This is a genomic window from Dehalococcoides mccartyi CG5 (assembly GCF_000830885.1).
Lineage (GTDB): Bacteria > Chloroflexota > Dehalococcoidia > Dehalococcoidales > Dehalococcoidaceae > Dehalococcoides > Dehalococcoides mccartyi_B.
In genome coordinates, this window is record NZ_CP006951.1 from 388,132 (window position 1) to 408,642 (window position 20,511).

The window sequence follows — 20,511 nt, forward strand, 5'->3', positions numbered from 1 at the left end:
TTCATATGTGGCGGATAATAGGGCAGGATAAGGTAGTCTCCTTTCTGAGTAACAGCCTCAGTCAAGACAAGCTTAGCCATGCTTATGTATTTCATGGCCCGTCAGGGGTGGGTAAAAAGCGGATGGCTCTCACCTTTGCCCAAGCACTAAATTGTCAGGCTTCACCGCCCCCCTGTCAGGAATGTTCGGTTTGCGGGCGTATTTTGTCTAGAAATCACCCTGATATTATCCACCTGGAGCTTCTTTCGGCTGAAGATGCGTCTGACGGCAAAGCTAAAGCTGAAATAGGTGTCAAACAGATAGAAGATATCCAGCATGCCGCCAGTTTGCCCCCATTTGAAGGTAAGTACAAGGTTTTTATTATCCATCAGGCAGAAAAACTTTCACTGGAGTCTTCAAACCGTCTTTTAAAAACACTGGAAGAAACCGGTTCCCAAAATATATTTATTTTACTTACCGCTGATAAATCGCTCCTGTTACCCACAGTAATTTCACGTTGCCAGATTTTGGAATTAAGATACGTTGAGATAAATCTTATCCGTGAGGCTCTGCTCAAGCAGGGTTTAGATGCGGAAAAAGCAGAGCTTCTGTCCCACCTCAGTCACGGCAGGGTGGGCTGGGCTATGGAAGTGGCTTCGTCTCCTGAAATACTGGAAGAACGTAAGGCAAATATTGAAAAAATCATATGGATACTGGGGCAGGACGAAGAAGAACGCTTTGATTATGCCTCAGATTTATCAAATCTGTTTGGTCAAAACCGCACGGCGGCTGAAGCTATACTGGATATGTGGCTGGACGTATTTAGAGATATGCTTCTCCTGAAGGCTGATGCCAACCAAAACATGACTAATATTGATTATAAAGATATACTATACATGGCCTCAGACAAACTTGGGCTTACAGACATACGTATAGCTATAGATAATATACTCAAGACCGAAGACCGGTTGCGGGCGAATGCCAATCCTAGACTTTGTCTGGAAGTGCTGATGCTCAGTTTACCCTTTGTAAAGGAAGGAACTGTAAAAAATGGTTGATATTGTAAAGATACGCTATAAACAAGCCGGCAAGATATATTACTTTGACCCGGCCGGTTTTGAACTTTACCCGTATGATTGCGTAGTGCTGGAAACCAGCCGGGGTGAAGAACTGGGCTGGGTGGTTGCCTCTCCCTCCCAAGTGGAAGAAAGCAGTCTGGAACAGCCCTTGAAGCCGGTTATACGTCTGGCTACCGCTGAAGATATGAACCGTGAACGCCAGCTTGAAGAAAAGAACCAGAGTGCGGTTGCGGAATGTATAGAGCTGGTAAACAAGCTTAATTTGCCTATGAAACTTATACGGGCGGAATACAGCCTGGACGAAAATCACGTAACCATTTATTTTTCAGCCGAAGACAGGGTGGATTTTCGGGAACTGGTCAGGGAAATATCACGCAAGCTGAGAGTCAGGGTGGAGCTTCGGCAGATTGGTCCGCGTGATGAGGCCAAGATGGTGGGCGGTTACGGAAGGTGCGGACGGGAACTTTGTTGCTGCAGTTTCCTGAGTGAGTTTGATCCGGTGTCTATAAAGATGGCCAAAGAGCAGAATCTACCGCTAAATCCCCAGAAGATTTCAGGTGTTTGCGGAAGGCTTCTTTGTTGTTTGGACTATGAATATGAAACCTACAAGGCAGCCAAAGCCAAAATGCCCAAGGACGGGCTGAAAGTATCTACTCCGGTGGGTAAAGGCGAAGTGGTTGGCGGTAATCCCCTTGAAGAGATGGTATTTGTCCTGCTGGAAAGCGGAGCTAATGCCGAGGTGGCTTTAAAAGATATTCGCCCTGATAAAGAAGGCCGCCGCCCTGATGCCCCGTTACACCACTAGTTTCGGTTCATCTCCTAGCCCAAGGTAAGGCCGCCATTCATGGCGGATATTGGCGTTTGCTCTGGGTAGCGAATACCCGTAACGATACTGTGGCACTCCCGGAGTGCACATAAGCTTCATATGAGCCTGTTCAGGAGTGCGCCCGGCTTTATGGCGGTTGCAGTGCAGGCAGGCGGCTACTACGTTTTCCCAAACATGAGGCCCTCCCTGATGCTTGGGGTTAACATGGTCTATGGTCAGTTCCAGATCTTTGCGTCCGCAGTACTGGCAGGTGTGTTTGTCACGGCTGAATATCTCAGCCCGGTTCAGTTTGGGGCGGAGCGGCGGGTGTTTTATGAGGCAGGATAGCCGTATGACTGAGGGCAGAGCGAAATGGTCTTTTTCAGAGTGCCAGAAGCCTAAGCCATCTTCCAGCATTTCGGCTTTGCTCTGGTACACAAGCAAAACAGCCCGCCGTATATGGCATACGTTTAGTGGCTGGTAATCCTGGTTCAAGACCAGTACCTGATGGTTGTCCATCAAACACCGCTTCTCCCGAAAAGATTATGCTTATTCTAAACAAAATCCTACAGCAGGGCAAGTCTGTTCGCTTAGCGTTGGGGGCGGGTGGTCCTCATACGGGATACAGGGCGCTGCTTCTGTTGCCCGGTACTGTCACAGCGGAAGTTGGGGGCGGTAATGTTAAATACCATACTTATCTGGGGGTCAACGAAGCGCGAGCTTATGGCCACCTCTATTTCACTCAGCTGGCATCTGGTAGTAATTACGGTGGCCAGACGGCGGTTATAGCGGTAATTTATTACCTGATAGAGTTTTTCCTGCGCCCAGGGAGTGCTGGACTGTTCCCCGAAATCATCCAGTACCAGTAGTTTGGCGTTTTTAACCGCATCAAACATCTGGTCATATGAAGTTTTGCTTTCAGGACTGAAGGTGGAACGCAGGTGGTCTAAAAATTCGGGCACAACCACAAACATGGCAGGTTTGCCTTGGCGGTAACGTTCATTGACAATGGCGGATGCCAGATGGGTCTTGCCGCAGCCCGTTTCCCCTTGAAACACCAACCAGCTTTCCGGATTTCGGGAAAAATCCAGTGCCAAGTTATAGGCGGCATCTATATTCTGGCGTTGTTCCGGAGTCAGGTTTGACCGCTTGTGGTCATAATTTTCAAAGGTCATTTTCTTTTGAAGTGCCAATGCATTATCCCAGCGGTATTCCAGACTGTCCTCCGGGTTTGGGGCAACTGTGTATATTTTAGATATGGATTTATCCAAAAGACGGCTCTGGATACGGGGATCAAGCTCATTTATGGGGGTAGACAGAGTGATAATGGTGGGTAACTCCTGACTAAAGCGGTAAGTGAGCAACTGGTCAAGTTTTTCTTTTGACCATTCCGAACCACTCTGGACGGTCAGGTCATCTATCACTAACAGGGGGGCATTTTTGAGTATATCAAAGCTCTGGCTGTAACCGGCATCACTGTCAGGCTCAAAAGATTTTTTTAGGTCATCTATCAGTTCGGATGCTCTTTTGTAGAGAACCGGCTGTCCCGTGGAAAGGCGTCTGTTGGCAATGGCGGCAGCCAGATGGGTTTTGCCCGCACCGCTTGGTCCGGTGAAAACCAGCCAGCCGGTGGGGTTGGAGGCGAAATCCAGAGCTGCCTCGTAAGCCTGTTTAAATGTGTCCTGACTGTGGGGTTCGTCAGTCTTGCCCAGAGAATTCAGCTTTTCAAAGGTATACTTATACAAGCCTCCCAGACAGCTATATGTCAGCAGGCGTTTTTCCCGGTCTGCACCGGATTCGGACTGGGTACACTGGCAGGGGACTACCCGGCTGAAATCCGTTACCCCTTCGGCTGAAACAGGGTATACGAATTTAGCCCCTTTACATAACGGGCACAGGTTTTCTTCGGCCGCCTTTACCGCCTTATCTTTGGACGAGGTGGTCGTACAATTGGCCTTTGTATTTATCTGTTTCCCCAGTATTTCCTTTATGTGTTCCACTGTTTTTTCCCTGACTTGACCAATTTTCCAGTATTCGTTCTATATAGCGCCAGTTGTGTTTATTCAGGCTGACAGCCTCTTTTATGGCTTCGGCAATCCATTCTTCGGGATACAGCTTTTCAGCTTCTTTCAGATTGTCTGCCAGCATGGGGGTCAGCAAACCTATATTCTGTTCGTAAAGTTTAAATATATTGGGTTGTCCGGTTTTGCCGGTTATTACTTCTGCTGTTACTTCTTTTAAACCGGGTAAAGCCAGACTGCCATTTTTTATTTTTTCCACTACGGCTGTATCAGCTTCAGTATTAATAAAATAAAGCTGGTGGTTGTGTTTTCCGCTTTTCAGTTCCAGCCCCAGCAGGGTTCCCCGTTCCACCGCCATTTTGAGGGCTTTCTCCAGTGATTGCAAGCTTTCGTTTGGGGTTTTGCCCAAAGTGTTCATCAGGGTTTCTTCTGCCCCCAGTTCGGCCAGAGTGGTGTATCTGGGGTAGCCCTTTTTGGCCTGAACAAGGCTGAATACCGCTAGACTTACCTTAAGTTCTGCCGGGTCTTCAATCAGCGGCGCTACCCGGTGGATAAAATAACGGGATACGGGAGTAAACTCCTGTCTGACAGGGACGGGCGGCGGGTTACTCATAAGAAGCTGGGCTCCGTACTTGACCCCAGATTTTCAAAACGGGTCAGGTCATGGCGGAAGCGGCACTTTACAGTACCGATAGGGCCGTTACGGTGTTTAGCTATTATGATATCTGCGATTTCACGCGGGTATTCCTGATCCGGGTGAAGGTTTGCCCATTCCTCTTCTTTATAATAAAACTCGTCACGGTATATAAATACCACTATATCCGCATCCTGTTCAATAGAACCTGATTCACGCAAATCTGAAAGCTGAGGCTGATGGGATGAGCGGAACTCCGGGGCACGGGAAAGCTGGGAAATGGCTATAACCGGCACATTCAGTTCGCGGGCAATGCCTTTTAGTGAGCGCGAGATATAGCTTATTTCCTGTACCCGGTTTTCTTTGGTATTGCCTTCACCCTGAATGAGCTGAAGATAGTCCACAATAATAAGGTCTATATTTTGTTCGTAGCGTAGCCGCAGGGCTTTACTGCGTATTTCGGCTACCCTTATCTGGGGCGAATCATCTATAAAAATGGGTGCTTCGGAAAGTACGCCGATGGCATCCATTATTTTGCGTTCTTCATCAGGGTTGCTTTCATTCAGGCGGATGGAACGGGAATTTACGGCGGCTTCATTGGAGAGCAAACGCTGTACCAGAGACTCCCGTGACATTTCCAGACTGAAGATAGCGGTGCAGGCTCTCTGTTCAACCGCTGCATTTCGGGCGATATTCAGAGCAAGAGAGGTTTTGCCCATGGAAGGGCGTCCGGCCATAATAATAAGGTCTGAACGCTGAAGCCCGCCTAAAAAGGTATCCATACCGGTCAGCCCGGTAAGCACATGGGGAATAGCCTGATAGCCCTCACTGCCGGGGGCAGGTACGGGTTCAAAATACTTGTCTAAAATATTTTTAATATGGGTAAAGCCCAAGCTTGAGCGTTCATGGCGAAGGCGGAATAGCAGGTCTTCGGCTTTGCCCAGAGAATCCGAGACATCAGGGTCGGCTTTGAAACCCAGTTCGCTTATTTTCTGCCCGGCGTCAATAAGCTGGCGCATAACCGAAAGGCGGTAAACTATGCGGGCATAATGTTCAATATCCAGGGAGGTGGGTACTACCGAAACCACATGGCTCAGGTAGGCTGACCCTCCGCATTTTTCCAGCTTGCCCAGCCGTTCCAGTTCCTGGGCTACGGTAACCTGATTGATGGCATCACTGCGGCCGTACAAGGACATGCAGGCCTCAAAAATAAGGCGGTTGGGTTCGGTGAAGAAATCCTGCGGCTTCAAGATGGGTATGATATCAAAAATAGCCTGCCCGTCTATCAGCAAGGAACCGCTTACCGACTCCTCGGCATCTACATCGTATGGCGGCAGCTTGGAATCAAGCAACTAAGTATTCTCCTCAGCAGTGACTGCCAGATTTATCTTGGAAGACAGGTCTTTGTTAAAGCGGATAACAACTTCATAGTTGCCCAGCTGGCGGATAGGTTCAGCCAACTCCAGTTTGCGCTTGTCTATGGTCTTGCCAGTTTGTTTTTCAATCTCAGCGGCAATCACAGTTGTAGTTATCTGCCCGTAGAGTTTGTCTTTTGCTCCGGTTTTAGCTTTTAGATTTACCTTGGCTCCGTCCAGATTTTTAGCCAATTCTACCATTTCAGCTTCAGCCTTGGCTTTGCGGCGTTCTTCCGCTGCCTGTTTGGCTGCAATCTCACTCTTTACTGCGGCAGAAGCCGGCATGGCCAGTTTGTTAGGTATAAGATAATTTCGGGCATAGCCGTCATTTACTTCTTTTATATCTCCGGTTTTTCCTCTGCCGGGTACATCTTTCAGAAAAACAACCTTCATGCCAACCCCTTTTTAATTTACTATTATACTGGAAAAGCGGAGTAGTTTTGTACCCTTAAATAATTAAATTTACAGGTCAAGATACCGCTTGGCGGAAAGAGCGGCAACCGCTCCGTCTCCGGCAGCGGATATAACCTGCCTTATTGAGCCGCTTCGGATATCACCGGCAGAGAGTATGCCGCTTACTGACGTTTCCATCTGGTCATTTACCAGAATACTGCCGTTTTTGTCCATATCCACCACCCCCTTCAGGTAGGTGGTATTCGGCTGTAAGCCCACGGCTACAAAGAGTCCGTCTATCGGCAGGGTGGAGGTTTTTAGGGTCTTCAAGTTATTTAGGCTGAGTGACTGAATACTATCCTGCCCGTTTATGGAAGTGACTACGGTATCCAGCACCAGTTCAATATTGCTTTTGTTTTTAGCTTTATCCATTAACACCGCATCTGCCCGGAAACCTTGGCGGCGGTGAATCAGGTAAACTTTTTTGGCAAACTCGGACAGGTGAAGGGCTTCGTAAAAGGCCATATTACCGCCTCCCACTACCGCAACAACCTTGTCATTGTAGAAAGGGGCATCGCAAGTGGCACAGTAGGAGACTCCCCGCCCGGAAAACTCCTCTTCTCCGGGCACTTCCAGTTTATTGCGTTCGGTCCCCCCGCAGATAATAATACAACGTCCGCTCAGGCCGCCTGTTTCAGTGACAACCTCAAAGTGGTCTTTGGTTTTATGAATGGCATTTACTTCAGCCGAAGTTATCTCCACTCCGTATTTTTCGGCCTGTATTTGCATCTGCTGGGTCAGGTCAAAACCGGTGATGCCCTCCGGAAAGCCGGGGTAGTTATCCACTTTTTCCGAACGGGTTATTTGCCCGCCTACAAAAGCACGTTCAATAACCAGTGTCTTTAGCTTTGACCGTCCGGTATACAAGGCAGCAGTTAGTCCGGCCGGGCCGCCACCTATAATTATTACGTCATACAGGAGTGTTGACATTTTTGGGGTCTCCTTCCGTGCCTGCTTTAGTACGGGACTTGATATCTTCGGCAATCAGCTTGTCCACGCCTTTTTCAGCAGTGCGTTTGGCCAGCCCGATGGCATTTTTTATTGCCCGGGCGTGGCTTCGTCCATGAGCAACTATGATGGTTCCTTTTACTCCCAGTAAGCAGGCACCGCCACATTCTTCAAAATCCATACCTTTTACCATAGAGCCCAAGCCCACGTCAGCCAGCAAAGCCCTGCCCCGCAGGTGGGCGGCGCTGTCAATGGCGTGGCCTACTTTACGGACCTTAAGCAAAGCATCTCCCAGCCCTTCAAGGGTTTTAAGCACAATATTTCCGGTAAAGCCGTCCGTCACAATCACGTCAGCCTTGTTCAGGGATATATCATGCCCCTCTATATTGCCGATGAAGTTGAGCTTGCTTTTTTTAAGTAACTGGTGGGTTTCCAGTGTGAGTTTGGTGCCTTTAGCTTCTTCTTCACCGTTATTCAGTAAGCCTATTCTGGGGTTTTCGAGTCCCAACACCTGTTTGGCATATATATTGCCCAAATGGGCGAATTCATCCAGATGGTTGGGGCGGCACTCTGCATTAGCTCCCGCATCTATCAGCAGTGAAGGGATATGGGGGCGGGTGGTAATGATGGCACCCAGTGCAGGGCGTTCAACCCCCTCTATTTTCCCAAGAATAAAAAAGGCTGCCGCTAAAACCGCACCGGTGTTGCCGGCAGAGATAAAGGCGTCTGCCTTGCCCTGTTTAACCAGAGAAGTGCCTATTACAATAGCTGACTTAGGTTTGCCTTTGATAGCTTCCACAGCGTGTTCATTAAAAGTTACGGTTTGAGGGCAGTGGACTATCTCTATGGGCAGTTTTTTCAGGTAATGCCCGGCATGTACATGGATAACCTCTTTTTTGCCCAGCAGGATAAGGCCTATTTTGTACTCTTGGGCAGCCTTGAGGGCACCTTTGATAATTTCCTTTGGGGCGTAGTCACCCCCGTCTACATCTACCGCTATTATCATTTATATCCTCTTAGAAATTCATCTTAATTAAAACCGGGACTATACTTTTTCCCGGAGAAAAGGGGTATCAAACCCCCGAAAGTTGGTGGGCTTGGCAGTTGTATTTATATTCGTGTCCTGCCGAAGCAGTAAAGCCACACCCCATGCCCCGGTTATTTCCGGCCGGGGAGGGACTATCAGTGAAAAGCCCAGTTCTTCTTCAAAGGCTTTCTTCATGGCAGGGTTTCGGGCAACTCCTCCCTGAAAAACTACCGGCTGGCGGATTTCTTTGTGAAGCCCCAGGTCGTTTAAATAATTTCTGGCAAGAGCTTTACATAAACCATAAACAATATCCGGACGGCTACTGCCGGTCTGCTGGAAGTGAATCATATCTGATTCAACAAATACAGTACAGCGGCCTTTCAGTTCAATGGGGTTTTGGCTAAACTGAGCCAGTTGACCCATGTCCTCCAGTGAGAGATCCAGACGGCGGGACTGGTGTTCCAGAAAACTGCCGGTGCCGGCGGCGCAGATGGTATTCATGGCAAAATCCACTACAAAACCGTTTTCCAGCAGTATAAGTTTACTGTCCTGCCCGCCAATTTCTATCACCGTTTTCACTTCCGGTATCAGGTGGGCGGCAGCTTTGGCCTGTGAGCTGATTTCGTTTTTTAGCATATCCGCACCCACTGTTTCGGCTACCAGTTCACGGGCACTGCCTGTCACCGCCACCCCCAGCACTCGGGTGCTTTCCGGTAAACGGGACTGCAATTGCCTTAGTGCCAGTCTAAGGGTATTTAACGGATCTCCGGCGGTAGGCAGATATACCCAGTCTGTCAGTTCAGCAGATTGTGACAGGCATATTACTTTTGTAGATACAGAACCGCTATCAATACCCAGAAAAATGTTCATCTAAATAACCTATGGCCGAAAGGGTTCAAGCAGACGGCCGGGTAGATTTTTGAAACTCTGTTTTTACTTTATCCAGATTGGTTGAGTTACTAAATAAATCGGCTGCGGTCATAGCCATAGCCTTGGCGGCATCCAGCGCACCCTTTAGACCGTTCACCGAACAGGCAGCGGATGCAAATTCTTCCGTGTGTCCGGAGACTTCTTTGCGGGTAATGGCATAATATCCGTGCAGGCTTGGCAAAATCTGGCTGACATTGCCCATATCGGTACTGCCAAAATTCATATCCGAGTTTTCAAGCAGAGTTTTACGACCAAGCAGATCCATGTTTTTTACATATAAATTTGCCAGTGCCATGTTGTTATTCATGGGTGCATATATGGATTTATCAAAGCGGTACTCCAAACGGGCACCGGTAGCTTGGGCGGCAGACTTGAAGCAGTCCAGTACCCTGTCCATCAGCTCTTTCAGGTAAGGCATAGTTTGAGAACGTATCAGGAAAGTGCCGGCAGAATGTCCGGGTACGATGTTGGCAGCTTTACCCCCATCGGTAATAATGCCGTGAATGCGGGCGCTGGGCTCTATATGCTGGCGGAGTGAATTCAGACTGGTATAAGCCAGTACTATGGCATCAAGTGCGTTTATGCCTTTGTCAGGGTGGGCCGCGGCATGAGCCTCTTTACCGAAATACTCCACATTTAGGGTAACACAGGCAAGTGCTTGGGTAGTGGCAATATCTTCATTACCGGGGTGGGCTATGAGAGCCGAGTCCAGTTCTTTAAATATCCCTTTTTCCACCATCTGTATTTTGCCTCCGCTAAGTTCTTCAGCCGGAGTGCCTATCAGACAAACAGTCCCCCCGCAAAGCTTGGCAGCCAGACAGGAGGCTACGGCTGCACCTGCCGCCGAGGTGGCAATAAGGTTATGGCCGCAGGCATGTCCCAGTTGGGGCAGGGCGTCATATTCAGCCAGAAAACCTATAACCGGTGTTCCATGACCAAAAGTGGCTTTAAAGGCAGTATTAAGGCCGCCTATGTTTTTTTCAATGCTGAAATTTTGGCTGGACAGATATTCACAAAGCCATTCTACTGCTTTATGTTCCTGATAGCCCAGCTCCGGGTTGGCATGCAGCTTCAGAGACAGCTCTTCCAAACTGCCTTTTTCAGTGTTAATCATTTTAATGATGGCACTTTTGATATCGGCAAGATTGTTATCTGACATTGGCCTGATTATATCCCAAACCAGCCCGAAATACCATTTGCTGGCCCACCGGAGAGGATTAAAATGTGTTTTTTAACCGTTTCGGCAAGGATGGATTAGGCTATTTGGAGCTTTAATGGGGGTTTGGTCTTGGCTTGTTTAGCATTATGGTGTAAAATATTAGAACACATGTTTTGATTTGGTTAGCTAATAAATGAACAGGAGACTTTGCCGGTGGCTCAGGAATATATAAAAATTAAAGGTGCCCGCGAACACAACCTCAAAAACATAGATGTCCAAATTCCCCGTGACAAACTGGTGGTTGTGACCGGGCTTTCAGGGTCAGGTAAGAGCTCTTTGGCTTTTGATACCGTTTATGCCGAAGGGCAGCGCCGCTATATGGAGTCTCTTTCCTCTTATGCCCGCCAGTTTCTGGGCAGAATGGAAAAACCGGACGTAGACCATATAGAGGGGCTTTCACCGGCTATCGCCATTGACCAGAAAGGGGTCAGCCACAACCCCCGTTCTACGGTAGGCACAGTGACTGAAATATATGATTACTTGCGTTTGCTGTTTGCCCGTACCGGACACCCTCATTGCCCGGAGTGCGGCAAGGAGATTTCTGCCCAGAGCGTGGAACAGATAACCGATGCAGTCCAGCTGTTACCTGAGGGTGCCAAGATACTCATTCTGGGACCGCTGGTAAGGGGACGCAAGGGTGAGTATACCCAGATGTTTAAAGACCTCCGCAAATCAGGCTACGCCAGAGTTAGGGTGGACGGGCAGATTAAAGATTTGTCCGAAGATATAGAACTGGATAAAAACAAAAAACATGATATAGAAGCGGTGGTAGACCGTCTGGTGGTTGGTCAGGCGGGCTCACAGGGACGTGTTGCGGATTCGGTTGAAACTGCTCTGAAGCTGGGCGGGGGGCTGGTGGTAATATCGGTGGTGGACGGGCAGGATATGCTTTTTTCCGAAAAATTTTCCTGTGCGGATTGCGGTGTAAGCCTGGGTGAAATAGAACCCCGAACTTTTAGTTTCAATACTCCCCATGGCGCCTGCCAGACGTGTATGGGGCTGGGTGCCAAGATGGAGCTTGACCCTGAGCTGATTATACCGGACAAAAATCAGTCTCTGGCGGACGGGGCTATCAGTCCTTATCAGAACCAGAACTGGTACTTCGGACAGGTGGAAGATTTGGCCCGCAGGGCGGGTTTTTCGCTCAACAAGCCTGTTTCCACTTTTACTCCTGAACAAATGCAGTTATTGCTCTACGGTGAGGGTGGTGATATTCATAAATACCGCAACCGCTACGGGCGTGTAAGGGAATACACCAGTGGTTTTGAAGGGGTTATACCCCGTCTGGACAGACTTTACCGTGATAGTGAGTCTCAGGGAGTACGGGAGAGTATTGAAAAATATATGCTGGCTAGCCCCTGTCAGGCTTGCGGAGGCAAAAGGCTTCGCAAGGAAGCCCTGTCAGTAAAGATAGGCGAACGCAACATTGCCGATGTGGCGGGTATGTCCGTAGATGAACAGTTTAAATGGGCAAATGAACTGGCTGGCAAAAATACCCTGTTTAGCAAACGGGAACAGCTTATAGCCGCCCAGATACTCAAAGAGATACGTTCACGTTTGGGGTTCTTAAATAACGTGGGTCTGGAATATCTAACTATAGACCGTATCGCCGGAACTTTGTCCGGCGGTGAAGCCCAGCGGATACGTTTGGCCTCACAGATTGGCTCCGGCCTGATGGGGGTGCTATACGTTTGTGACGAACCTACCATAGGCTTGCACCCGGCAGATGATACCCGTCTGGTGGAAACCCTGCAGAAACTGCGTGATTTGGGCAATACCATACTGGTAGTGGAGCACGATGAATCTGTGATGAGGGCGGCGGACTATATTATAGATATGGGGCCGGGGGCGGGTGAACACGGCGGGCGGGTAGTGGCTACCGGCAATATCAGCGAAATAATGCAAAACCCGGCTTCACTTACCGGCCAGTATCTATCCGGCGCCAAGGTAATACCTGTGCCCGAAAAACGGCGGGATGGTAACGGGCAGGAACTGCTCATACAGGGTGCCCGCCAGAATAATCTTAAAAATATAGACGTACATATCCCTCTGGGCAAGCTGGTTTGCGTCAGCGGCGTTTCTGGCAGTGGCAAGTCCACTCTGGTTACCGATATTCTTTTCAAACATCTGGCTCAGGTATTTTACGGGGCTAAAGACAGGGCCGGCGGGTCAGATTCTATAACCGGCACGGAGCACATTGACAAGATAATAGAAATAAATCAGTCGCCCATCGGGCGGACACCCCGTTCAAATCCGGCTACCTATACAGGGGCATTTACCAATATACGGGAATTGTTTGCGTCAGTGCCCGAATCCAAGGTAAAGGGTTACGGGCCGGGGCGGTTTTCATTTAACATAAAAGGTGGACGCTGCGAAACCTGTGGCGGAGAGGGTTATATCCAGATAGAAATGCAATTTCTGCCGGATGTGACTGTTCCCTGTGAAGTTTGCCACGGGGCACGTTATAACCGCGAAGTGCTGGAGATAAAATTTAAAGATAAAAACATTGCAGACGTACTGGATATGACAGTGGACAGGGCGCTGGAGTTTTTTGAAAATTTCCCCAAAATCAGCTCCAAACTGCAAACCATGCAGGATGTGGGTTTGGGGTATATCCGCATAGGTCAGCCGGCACCTACATTGTCGGGGGGTGAGGCCCAGCGTATCAAACTGGCAACCGAACTTTCCAAACGGGCTACCGGGCGGACTTTATACATACTGGACGAACCTACTACCGGGCTTTCTTTTGAAGATGTGGCGGCACTTCTGCGGGTGCTTCAGCGGCTGGTAGACAGCGGCAATACTGTGGTAGTTATTGAGCACCAGCTGGATGTTATCAAGAATGCAGACTGGATAATAGACCTAGGGCCGGGTGCAGGCATAAAAGGCGGGCAGATTGTAGCTGAGGGTATACCTGAAGATGTTGCCTTGAATAAAGCCTCCGTGACCGGCAAATACCTGCGGCGGGTTTTACCGAAACTGAAATAGACTTAATCAGTTATCGCCTGTTTGCCAGGCGTTTACTGCAAATTTGCCAAGACTAATCAAAGGGGACAGAAATATGGACAGGCAATTGGCTTTGGCTGAAGTAGAAAAACGGGTAGACAATAAGAATCTGGTCAAACATATGCTGGCTACTGAAGCAGTTATGAAAGGTTTGGCCGGGTATTTTGGTGAGAACCAGGATGAATGGGCTATGGCTGGGCTTATTCATGATATAGATTTGGGTGAAGTAAAAGACGATATGTCACTTCACAGCAAACGGAGTGCCGAAATTGCTGCCAGTTTGGGTGCAGGTAAAGCTGTTTGTCAGGCTATTCTGGTGCATAACTCTGCACATGGTATTATCCCCGATAGCCGTATGGAAAAAGCCTTGTTCTGTGCTGACCCTATTACCGGGCTTATTACCGCCGCTGCTCTGGTCAGGCCGGACAAAAAGCTGGCCTGTGTGGAAGCCAAAAGTGTGGCTAAACGTTTCAAGGAAAAGTCCTTTGCTGCCGGTGCAAACCGTGAGCAGATTGCCAGTTGTTCAAGTTTGGGTCTGGAACTGGATGAGTTCATCCGCCTGTCCCTAAGCGCCATGCAGTCTGTTTCTTCTGATTTAGGGCTGTAACTGCTTTCTAATAATTACGAACCCTTTGCAATTTGCCCTGTTTAGGTAATATAATTCTAACATAGGCGTTTGATAATACTCAGCGGAAAGGGCAAAGGAAAAGACTACATGATACTGCGCACCCGGATTAAGGAACTGCGGGCAAGATATAATCTTACCCAATCTGAGCTGGCCGAAACAGTAGGGGTCAGCCGCCAGACCATGCTTTACCTTGAAAAGGGCAAGTATAATCCCTCGCTTATTCTGGCCCACAAAGTAGCCAAAGCCCTGCATGCAGATATAGAAGACGTATTTATCCTGCGGGACGTTTAGTTTAGGCGGATAGCTGAGCCGGATGGGGTTTTGTCTATCTCAATGCGGGTGGGGAATGAATCTTTCAGGTCATCTATATGGGTTATGACCAGTATCTTGTCAAACTCGTTCTGAATAGAGTTTATGGCCTCTTTCAGGCGCTCAATGCCGGTAGTGTCCTGTGTGCCAAATCCCTCATCAATGATAAGTGTCCGCAAAGGTGCGCCCAGACGGTTTGCCAGCAAGTGTGACAGGGCAATCCTGATCGCAAAATCTATCCTGAAAGCCTCACCGCCGCTAAAGGTTTCATAGTTGCGGGTGCCAAGTTCATCCGAGATATTTATATCCAGAGTTTCGGTTTGGTCTCCCTTTTTGGTGGAACGCTGGGTTTCTATGCTAAGGTGCATGCGGCCGTCAGTCATACGCGACAGCAACAGGTCAGCTCCGTTTTCCAGTTCAGGCAGGGTGTCTTCAATAAGCATAGTCTGGATTCCGTCTTTTTTGCCGAAAGCTCTGACCAGTTTACCGAAATAATTTATTTCTTGAGTGGTCTGGTCTTTCTCTTGTGCTTGCTTTTTCAGCTTTTTCTCCAGCTCATTTATCTGTTCTGCTTTCTGGCTGAGTGAACCCAGTTGTTGCCTCAGGGCATCCTGCCTTTGACTGAGTGACTTATATTCAGTTTCGGCTTCTCCCAGTTCTTTTTCAAGCACCGGTAATTCCGCCAGCTCTTTAAGCAGGGTCTGCTGTTCATTTAGTTTATTATCACGCCGGACTGTCAGCTCTGCCAGTGCAGAGGATGCCTTTTTTAGACTGTCATTTTCCAGCGGCAGGCGGTTAATTGCTTCGTCAAGTTTACGTTTCTTTTCTTCAAAAGGGGTCAAATCAGCCAGATTCTGCTGGTTTCGGGTATATTCGGCATTATCAAAATTTAGTCCCTGTATTTCTTTTTCGACTACTGCCAGACTGGCCTGCTCCGCAGTGGCATAGCTCCGTTCGTTCAGTTGTTTCTCAATACCTGCAATCAGGTTTCTGCCTTCCGCCGCCTTTATTTCAGCCTCTTTAGCCTCCGCAATCCCTTTGTCCAGTAGACTTATCTGTCTTTCATACTGTTTGTGGCTATGACTCAGGCGGTTAGTTTCGGTTTCAATGTACTTAAGCAAGGCTTGTATATCTGATTGCATCTGGCTCAGTTTTTCCTGCAGATCTGCTTGCAGGTTTTTTTGGGTATCCTGTTCCGTCTTGTATTTGCCAAACACCAGCTTGAGCTTGTCTTGTCCCAGTTCAGTTTCGCATAGAGGGCAGTTACAGCGGTTTTCACCCGCTTCAGCCAGCAGGTTCAGTTTTTCTTCAAGTGCGTTTACCTCTTTGACGGCAACGGCGTGTTCAGTTTCCAGTCTGGCCAGGCTGCTTTGCAGATTAAGCAGCTTGTTCTGTTGGATTTTCAGTTCCGCCTCTTCAGTTTCCAACCGGGTTTTCAGTTGGTCTGATTGGGTTTTTTCTTTTTCCAGTATCACCAGAGTTTGAGCAGTGTCTTGCCTGAATTTCAGGCGTTCCTGATATTTCCCCAAGGTATTTTTAAGATTGTTTTCTTCTTTGTAAACGGCATCTTCAAGGGGCTTTTTGGTATTTTCCAGTTGCCTTAGTTTAGCCAGTATCCGGTTGTGTTTATCATACAGGCTTTGGCAGACGGAGTATTCCTGAAAACCTTTAAAGATTGCTTCCTTTTGGGCAGAGAGTGTTTCAAAAGTGCTGATACGCTGTTTTATTTCTTGCAGGGTTTGAATCCAGCGGGATTGGTCTTTGGAAATATCCTTCAGGTCGTTATCCAACTGGCGGCAGGTATTTTGTTTGGTGTCAAAGCTATGTTTCTTGTGCCGCATAATTTCCAGCTCGGCAAGCTGAATTTTTAATTTGCCTTCACCTTCGGCCAGGTCTTGACGGGTATGATTTAGGGCTTCTTCCAGTTCCGGTCTGGACTTCAGACTTTCTTTGCCATCTTCAATACTCTGTTCAATCTGCAGGTTTTTGGTTTCTGCTTCACGTACAGCCTGTCTGGCCAAATCTTCCAGCTGGTCATATATTTCTAACCCCAGTATGTTGGCCAGCACTTCTTTACGTTTGCCGGGGGGTTGCTGGGTAAACTGGTTGGCATGTCCCTGCCTCAGAAAGGCGCTGTTTATAAAGGTGTCATAGTCCATATGGAGTATGGAGATTATCTTTTTCTCAGTCTGGGTCAGGGTGTCTCCGGTTATATTCCGGGGTTTTTCATCTTGGAGTGAAAAAAGGCTTAACAGGCTTTGTCCATTTGTCCCTGCCTTTTTGGGGCGTTGGCGCTGGCGGATAACCTGATAAAGTTCACCTGAAATTTCAAAATCAAGGCTGACTTCTGCTTCCTGCTCGTTTAGGGAAATCACATCATCGTCACTCTTAGCCCGGCTTTTTCCCCAGAGCGCCCAGGTAATGGCATCTATCAGGGCGGATTTGCCTGCCCCGTTTTGACCGCAGATACAGGCAGTATGTATCCCGTTAAAAGAAAAAGGCGGTATTTCGCCCCGGTAACACATAAAGTTTTTTATTTTGAGTTTGACAGGAATCATAAAGCTCTCCAGTTTTACTGCCTATATTCTAGCATAAAAACCAAAATTTAAAGCCATTTGTATGACAGAATGGTATTGAAATATTTGCGGCATAGTATTATTGGGCCAATGGATATAAAAAAGCCCCTGTCAGTTGCGACAGGGGCTGGATTAGAATACCGGTCAGGTGGTTATTCCAGATAATCCTTAAGTTTGCGGCTGCGGCTGGGGTGGCGGAGTTTCCGCAGAGCCTTGGCCTCTATCTGGCGGATACGTTCACGGGTTACGTTAAACTCTTTACCCACTTCTTCCAGAGTGCGGCTTCGGCCATCTTCCAGTCCGAAGCGGAGCTGAAGTACCCGGCGTTCACGCGGGGTCAGGCTGCCCAGAACAGTATCTATTTGCTCCTTTAGCAACTGGCGTGAAGCGGCATCCGGCGGTGCCAGTGCGTTCTGGTCTTCAATAAAGTCTCCCAGATGGCTATCTTCTTCTTCGCCGATGGGAGATTCCAGTGAAACCGGCAACTGGGATACCTTGGCAATTTCTCGTACTTTTTCCGGCGGTAGGTCCATCTCAAGGGCTATTTCGTCCGGGGTAGGTTCACGCCCAAGCTTTTGGGACAGCTGGCGGCTTATTGAAAGCAGCTTGTTAATGGTTTCTACCATATGAACAGGTATGCGTATAGTTCTGGCTTGGTCTGCAATAGCCCGGGTAATGGCCTGGCGTATCCACCATGTGGCATAAGTGGAAAACTTGAAACCGCGGTGGAAGTCAAACTTTTCCACTGCACGGATAAGACCGATATTACCTTCCTGTATAAGGTCAAGCAGAGGCATGCCCCTGCCAATGTGTTTCTTGGCCACACTGACCACCAGGCGGAGGTTGGCCTGAATAAGATGGCGTTCAGCCCGTTTAGCGTCTATTTCAAGGTTATCCAGATAATACTTCAGGCTTGCTTCATGCCGTTCCAGATGATTTATAAAGGTAGTATCGTAAGTGTGATCTGATATTTCGGGTATAGTCATTTTTTCGGGTATGGCATCCAGCACAACCTTGGGCAGGAGGGAGCTGTTTATAGCCAGATTGATAAAAGACTGTTCTATCTCCGCCATACTCTTGCCGGTATTATCCGAGATATTTTTGGTGAGTTGCTGGTCAATCTCGTGGTCAATAGCTGTCCTTAGTTTGGGGTTGTGGATAATGGTTTTCAAACTGGCGGAAGTATCCATCCCCAATTCCTGTCCCAGTTGGAACAGGACTTCGGTAGCTTGGGCAAGCTCCCTGAGCATGCACAGGAAAGATTCGGCGGCAGACGGGTAACGCCCGCGTTTTTCCAGACACTCCTGGCGGATTTCGCGAATGCGTTTGCCTTCTTCCATTTTCTTGGCCAGAGTTTTTTCATCTTCGGCCGAAAGAAGGGGTACCCGGCCTATTTCATGCAGATACATACGTACCGGATCATCTACTATACCCTGGGTGTCTATCTGTTCAAGGGGTATGTCAAGATCAATATTCAGCGGGCTGATTTCTTCATCGGTATCCGGTATCAGGTCTGCTTCGGCTGCCAGTTCTTCTTCGGTGAGCTCGGCGGGTATGTCTGTATCAGCTATATCCTTGAGGTCAGGCTCTGCCAGTTTGTCGCCTTCAGCTTCGGCATCCTGTTCATCATGGATATTTGCCAGCCCTTGTTCCGCATCCTTGTCGTCATCAATATCGTCAGGGCTAAACTCTTTCTTATCTTTCTCAGCGGGCATTTATTGTCTCCTCTGTTTCTGGTTTCGTCTGTCTTTAAGACTGAATACACTCCGCAGTTCTTCGTTGACCTTTACACACTGGTCATTCAGCGCCTGGTATTCAGTTGTTTCCGGCTGGTTGATTTCGCTTAAGGCCTGGTTAAGTTTTACCGCCAAGTTCCGGAGGTATCTTTCTCTCAGCCTCAGGCATAGGTCGTAAAACTTATCCTCTATATTATCATTTGCCGGATTTTTATTCATCAAGTTGTCATAATATTCCCGCAGGTTTTCATCAAGGCAAGGCCGCAGGTTGTCCTTTTCAGCGGACTGATTATAAATCGCCAGCAGTTCCCGGTACTGGGGTATCTCAAGATACTCAGGGTGCAGGTTATAGGCGAAACGGGTAACCTCCGCTGATGTGAAAAGCAGGCTTAAGGCATACTCCTCAAGGGCGGGGTTTTTGGGGGCTTGGCCTGATGGGGCTTCTTTTTCCGTAACTTTGGCATTACGGGTTTCATTCTTCAGTTTTTTCAGCCGTTCAAGTATACGGTTCTGGCTGGTGCTTACTATTTCGGCCAATTTGCCAAGATAATGGGACTGGCGTACTCCATCTTCCATTTTAGATATAATGGGTAAAAGGTGGTCAGTCAGTTTAGACTTGCCTGCGGCTGAATTCAGGTCAAGCCCTCTTTGGCTGTGTTCAAATATATAGTCCAGCAGTGGGCGGGCATTATCCAGTATCTCCTGCCAACTCTGGGGTGAATGGCGGATAAGCTCGTCAGGGTCTTTGCCTCCTTCAGGTACTGCTACCCGTATTTCAGACTCCATCTGGTTTTCATAATCTATAGCCCTTAAGGTAGCCTCTTCGCCGGCCGAATCCGAGTCCAGCCCCAATACTAAGTTTTTGGTCTGGCGTTTTATTAAAGCTATTTGGCGTTCGGTGAGGGCAGTTCCCATGCAGGCTACCGTATTGGTAAAACCGCCTTGGTGGGACATGATGGCATCCATATAGCCTTCCACTATGATTGCCCGGTTATTTTCCCGAATGCTGGCTGAAGCCAGATGCAGGCCGTACAGCAGGCTGCTTTTGTCAAAGAGATCTGTCTGGGGGGAATTACGGTATTTGGGCTGGGAGTTATCCATAACCCGTGCCCCGAAACCGGCTATCTGCCCTTTGTAGTTGGCAATGGGGTAAATAATATTATTCCGGAAGCGGTCATGAATCCGTCCCTCATCAGAGCGGACTATTACCCCGGCCTTCAGCAGGTCTTCATCTGAATAGCTGCGTTCCTTCAGGTAGTCATAAAGCCCCTGCCAGTCCGCCAGGGCGTATCCCAGCTGGAAATCTGCCAGGGATTGTTCATTTAGGCCGCGGGAGTTTAGGTAGATACGGGCATTTTCCGCCTGAGGGCTGTTTAAAAGCAGGTTATGGTAATACTGGGCGGCGGACAGATTTATTTCATACAGGCGGTCTCTTTGGTCTTTGATTGCCGGGTTTATCTGGCTGGGCAGGCTTACGCCGGCTTTTTCAGCCAGCAGTTCCAGTGCGGCCTTGAAATCCAGTCCTTCTTTTTTCATTACAAAAGCGAAGATGTCACCGCCGGTATTGCATGCGCCGAAGCAGTGCCAGTTTTGGGCTTCGGGGTAAACGAAAAAAGAGCCGTGTTTTTCGCTGTGAAACGGGCAAATTCCGCGCATAGTGCGGCCGGCTTTGGTCAGTTTAGTATACTGACCTATAAAGCTGACAATATCCAGTTTTTGCTTTATTTCTTCTACTGCGTCATTCAT

At 48.4% G+C, this 20,511-nt stretch carries 17 protein-coding genes; 5 read left to right on the forward strand and 12 right to left on the reverse strand.

From position 1 onward, the window contains the following. Positions 1 to 5: 5 nt before the first annotated feature. Together X794_RS02020 and X794_RS02025 are read left to right on the forward strand one after the other, a co-directional pair. On the forward strand, positions 6 to 1,037 hold the full coding sequence (locus X794_RS02020; RefSeq protein ID WP_011928902.1) for an ATP-binding protein: 1,032 nt from the start codon (positions 6 to 8) through the stop codon (positions 1,035 to 1,037). Further along, positions 1,030 to 1,863: a PSP1 domain-containing protein gene (locus X794_RS02025; RefSeq protein ID WP_011309053.1), complete on the forward strand. Its 834-nt coding sequence runs from the start codon at positions 1,030 to 1,032 to the stop codon at positions 1,861 to 1,863. Before X794_RS02020 ends, X794_RS02025 begins: the two co-directional genes overlap by 8 nt. Here the strand turns inward: X794_RS02025 and X794_RS02030 are convergent. The 9 genes from X794_RS02030 to X794_RS02070 form a co-directional block, all read right to left on the reverse strand. Next, positions 1,852 to 2,382 carry an HNH endonuclease gene (locus tag X794_RS02030; protein ID WP_011309054.1) on the reverse strand — a complete coding sequence of 177 codons (531 nt, stop codon included), beginning with the start codon at positions 2,380 to 2,382 and terminating at the stop codon, positions 1,852 to 1,854. The two genes, X794_RS02025 and X794_RS02030, sit on opposite strands and share 12 nt — an antisense overlap. Positions 2,383 to 2,453: 71 nt before the next feature. After that, positions 2,454 to 3,863, reverse strand: coding sequence for an ATP-binding protein (locus tag X794_RS02035; protein ID WP_034376672.1), 1,410 nt, complete (start codon positions 3,861 to 3,863; stop codon positions 2,454 to 2,456). Next, positions 3,787 to 4,497: a DnaD domain-containing protein gene (locus tag X794_RS02040; RefSeq protein WP_011309056.1), complete on the reverse strand. Its 711-nt coding sequence runs from the start codon at positions 4,495 to 4,497 to the stop codon at positions 3,787 to 3,789. Before X794_RS02040 ends, X794_RS02035 begins: the two co-directional genes overlap by 77 nt. Beyond that, positions 4,494 to 5,870 (reverse strand): replicative DNA helicase, encoded by a 1,377-nt coding sequence (gene dnaB, locus X794_RS02045; protein WP_011309057.1) that lies wholly within the window; start codon positions 5,868 to 5,870, stop codon positions 4,494 to 4,496. The genes X794_RS02040 and dnaB overlap by 4 nt, the downstream gene beginning before the upstream one ends. Further along, positions 5,871 to 6,326 carry a 50S ribosomal protein L9 gene (rplI, locus tag X794_RS02050; RefSeq protein ID WP_011309058.1) on the reverse strand — a complete coding sequence of 152 codons (456 nt, stop codon included), beginning with the start codon at positions 6,324 to 6,326 and terminating at the stop codon, positions 5,871 to 5,873. It lies immediately after the preceding gene. A gap of 69 nt (positions 6,327 to 6,395) precedes the next feature. After that, positions 6,396 to 7,316, reverse strand: coding sequence for a thioredoxin-disulfide reductase (gene trxB / locus X794_RS02055; RefSeq protein WP_011309059.1), 921 nt, complete (start codon positions 7,314 to 7,316; stop codon positions 6,396 to 6,398). Continuing rightward, complete coding sequence (gene plsX, locus X794_RS02060) at positions 7,297 to 8,340, reverse strand: phosphate acyltransferase PlsX (protein ID WP_012984228.1); 1,044 nt, start codon at positions 8,338 to 8,340, stop codon at positions 7,297 to 7,299. Before plsX ends, trxB begins: the two co-directional genes overlap by 20 nt. Before the next feature lie 39 nt (positions 8,341 to 8,379). Further along, positions 8,380 to 9,231: an acyl-CoA dehydratase activase gene (locus tag X794_RS02065; RefSeq protein ID WP_034376668.1), complete on the reverse strand. Its 852-nt coding sequence runs from the start codon at positions 9,229 to 9,231 to the stop codon at positions 8,380 to 8,382. Between the two features lie 25 nt (positions 9,232 to 9,256). Beyond that, entirely contained in the window at positions 9,257 to 10,450 is a 1,194-nt protein-coding gene (locus X794_RS02070) for a M20 family metallopeptidase (protein WP_034376667.1), read from the reverse strand. 213 nt (positions 10,451 to 10,663) lie between these two features. On the opposite strand from X794_RS02070, the gene uvrA reads away from it, so the two are divergent. From uvrA to X794_RS02085, 3 genes are all read left to right on the forward strand, one after another. Then, positions 10,664 to 13,498 carry an excinuclease ABC subunit UvrA gene (uvrA, locus tag X794_RS02075; protein ID WP_011928911.1) on the forward strand — a complete coding sequence of 945 codons (2,835 nt, stop codon included), beginning with the start codon at positions 10,664 to 10,666 and terminating at the stop codon, positions 13,496 to 13,498. A 73-nt stretch (positions 13,499 to 13,571) separates the two neighbouring features. Next, positions 13,572 to 14,123 (forward strand): HD domain-containing protein, encoded by a 552-nt coding sequence (locus tag X794_RS02080; protein WP_011309064.1) that lies wholly within the window; start codon positions 13,572 to 13,574, stop codon positions 14,121 to 14,123. A gap of 108 nt (positions 14,124 to 14,231) precedes the next feature. Next, positions 14,232 to 14,435: a helix-turn-helix transcriptional regulator gene (locus X794_RS02085; protein WP_011309065.1), complete on the forward strand. Its 204-nt coding sequence runs from the start codon at positions 14,232 to 14,234 to the stop codon at positions 14,433 to 14,435. On the opposite strand, the gene X794_RS02090 is transcribed toward X794_RS02085, so the two are convergent. The 3 genes from X794_RS02090 to dnaG all read right to left on the reverse strand — a co-directional run bounded on the left by X794_RS02090 (position 14,432) and on the right by dnaG (position 20,511). Continuing rightward, a complete protein-coding gene (locus X794_RS02090) occupies positions 14,432 to 17,011 on the reverse strand; it encodes an AAA family ATPase (protein ID WP_041344461.1) in 2,580 nt (859 codons plus the stop codon). The two genes, X794_RS02085 and X794_RS02090, sit on opposite strands and share 4 nt — an antisense overlap. 170 nt (positions 17,012 to 17,181) lie before the next feature. Further along, the gene (gene rpoD, locus X794_RS07490) at positions 17,182 to 18,744 is read right to left on the reverse strand and encodes an RNA polymerase sigma factor RpoD (RefSeq protein WP_011309067.1); all 1,563 of its coding nucleotides are present in this window, start codon (positions 18,742 to 18,744) and stop codon (positions 17,182 to 17,184) included. Further along, on the reverse strand, positions 18,745 to 20,511 hold the full coding sequence (dnaG, locus tag X794_RS02100; RefSeq protein ID WP_015407625.1) for a DNA primase: 1,767 nt from the start codon (positions 20,509 to 20,511) through the stop codon (positions 18,745 to 18,747). It abuts the gene before it with no gap.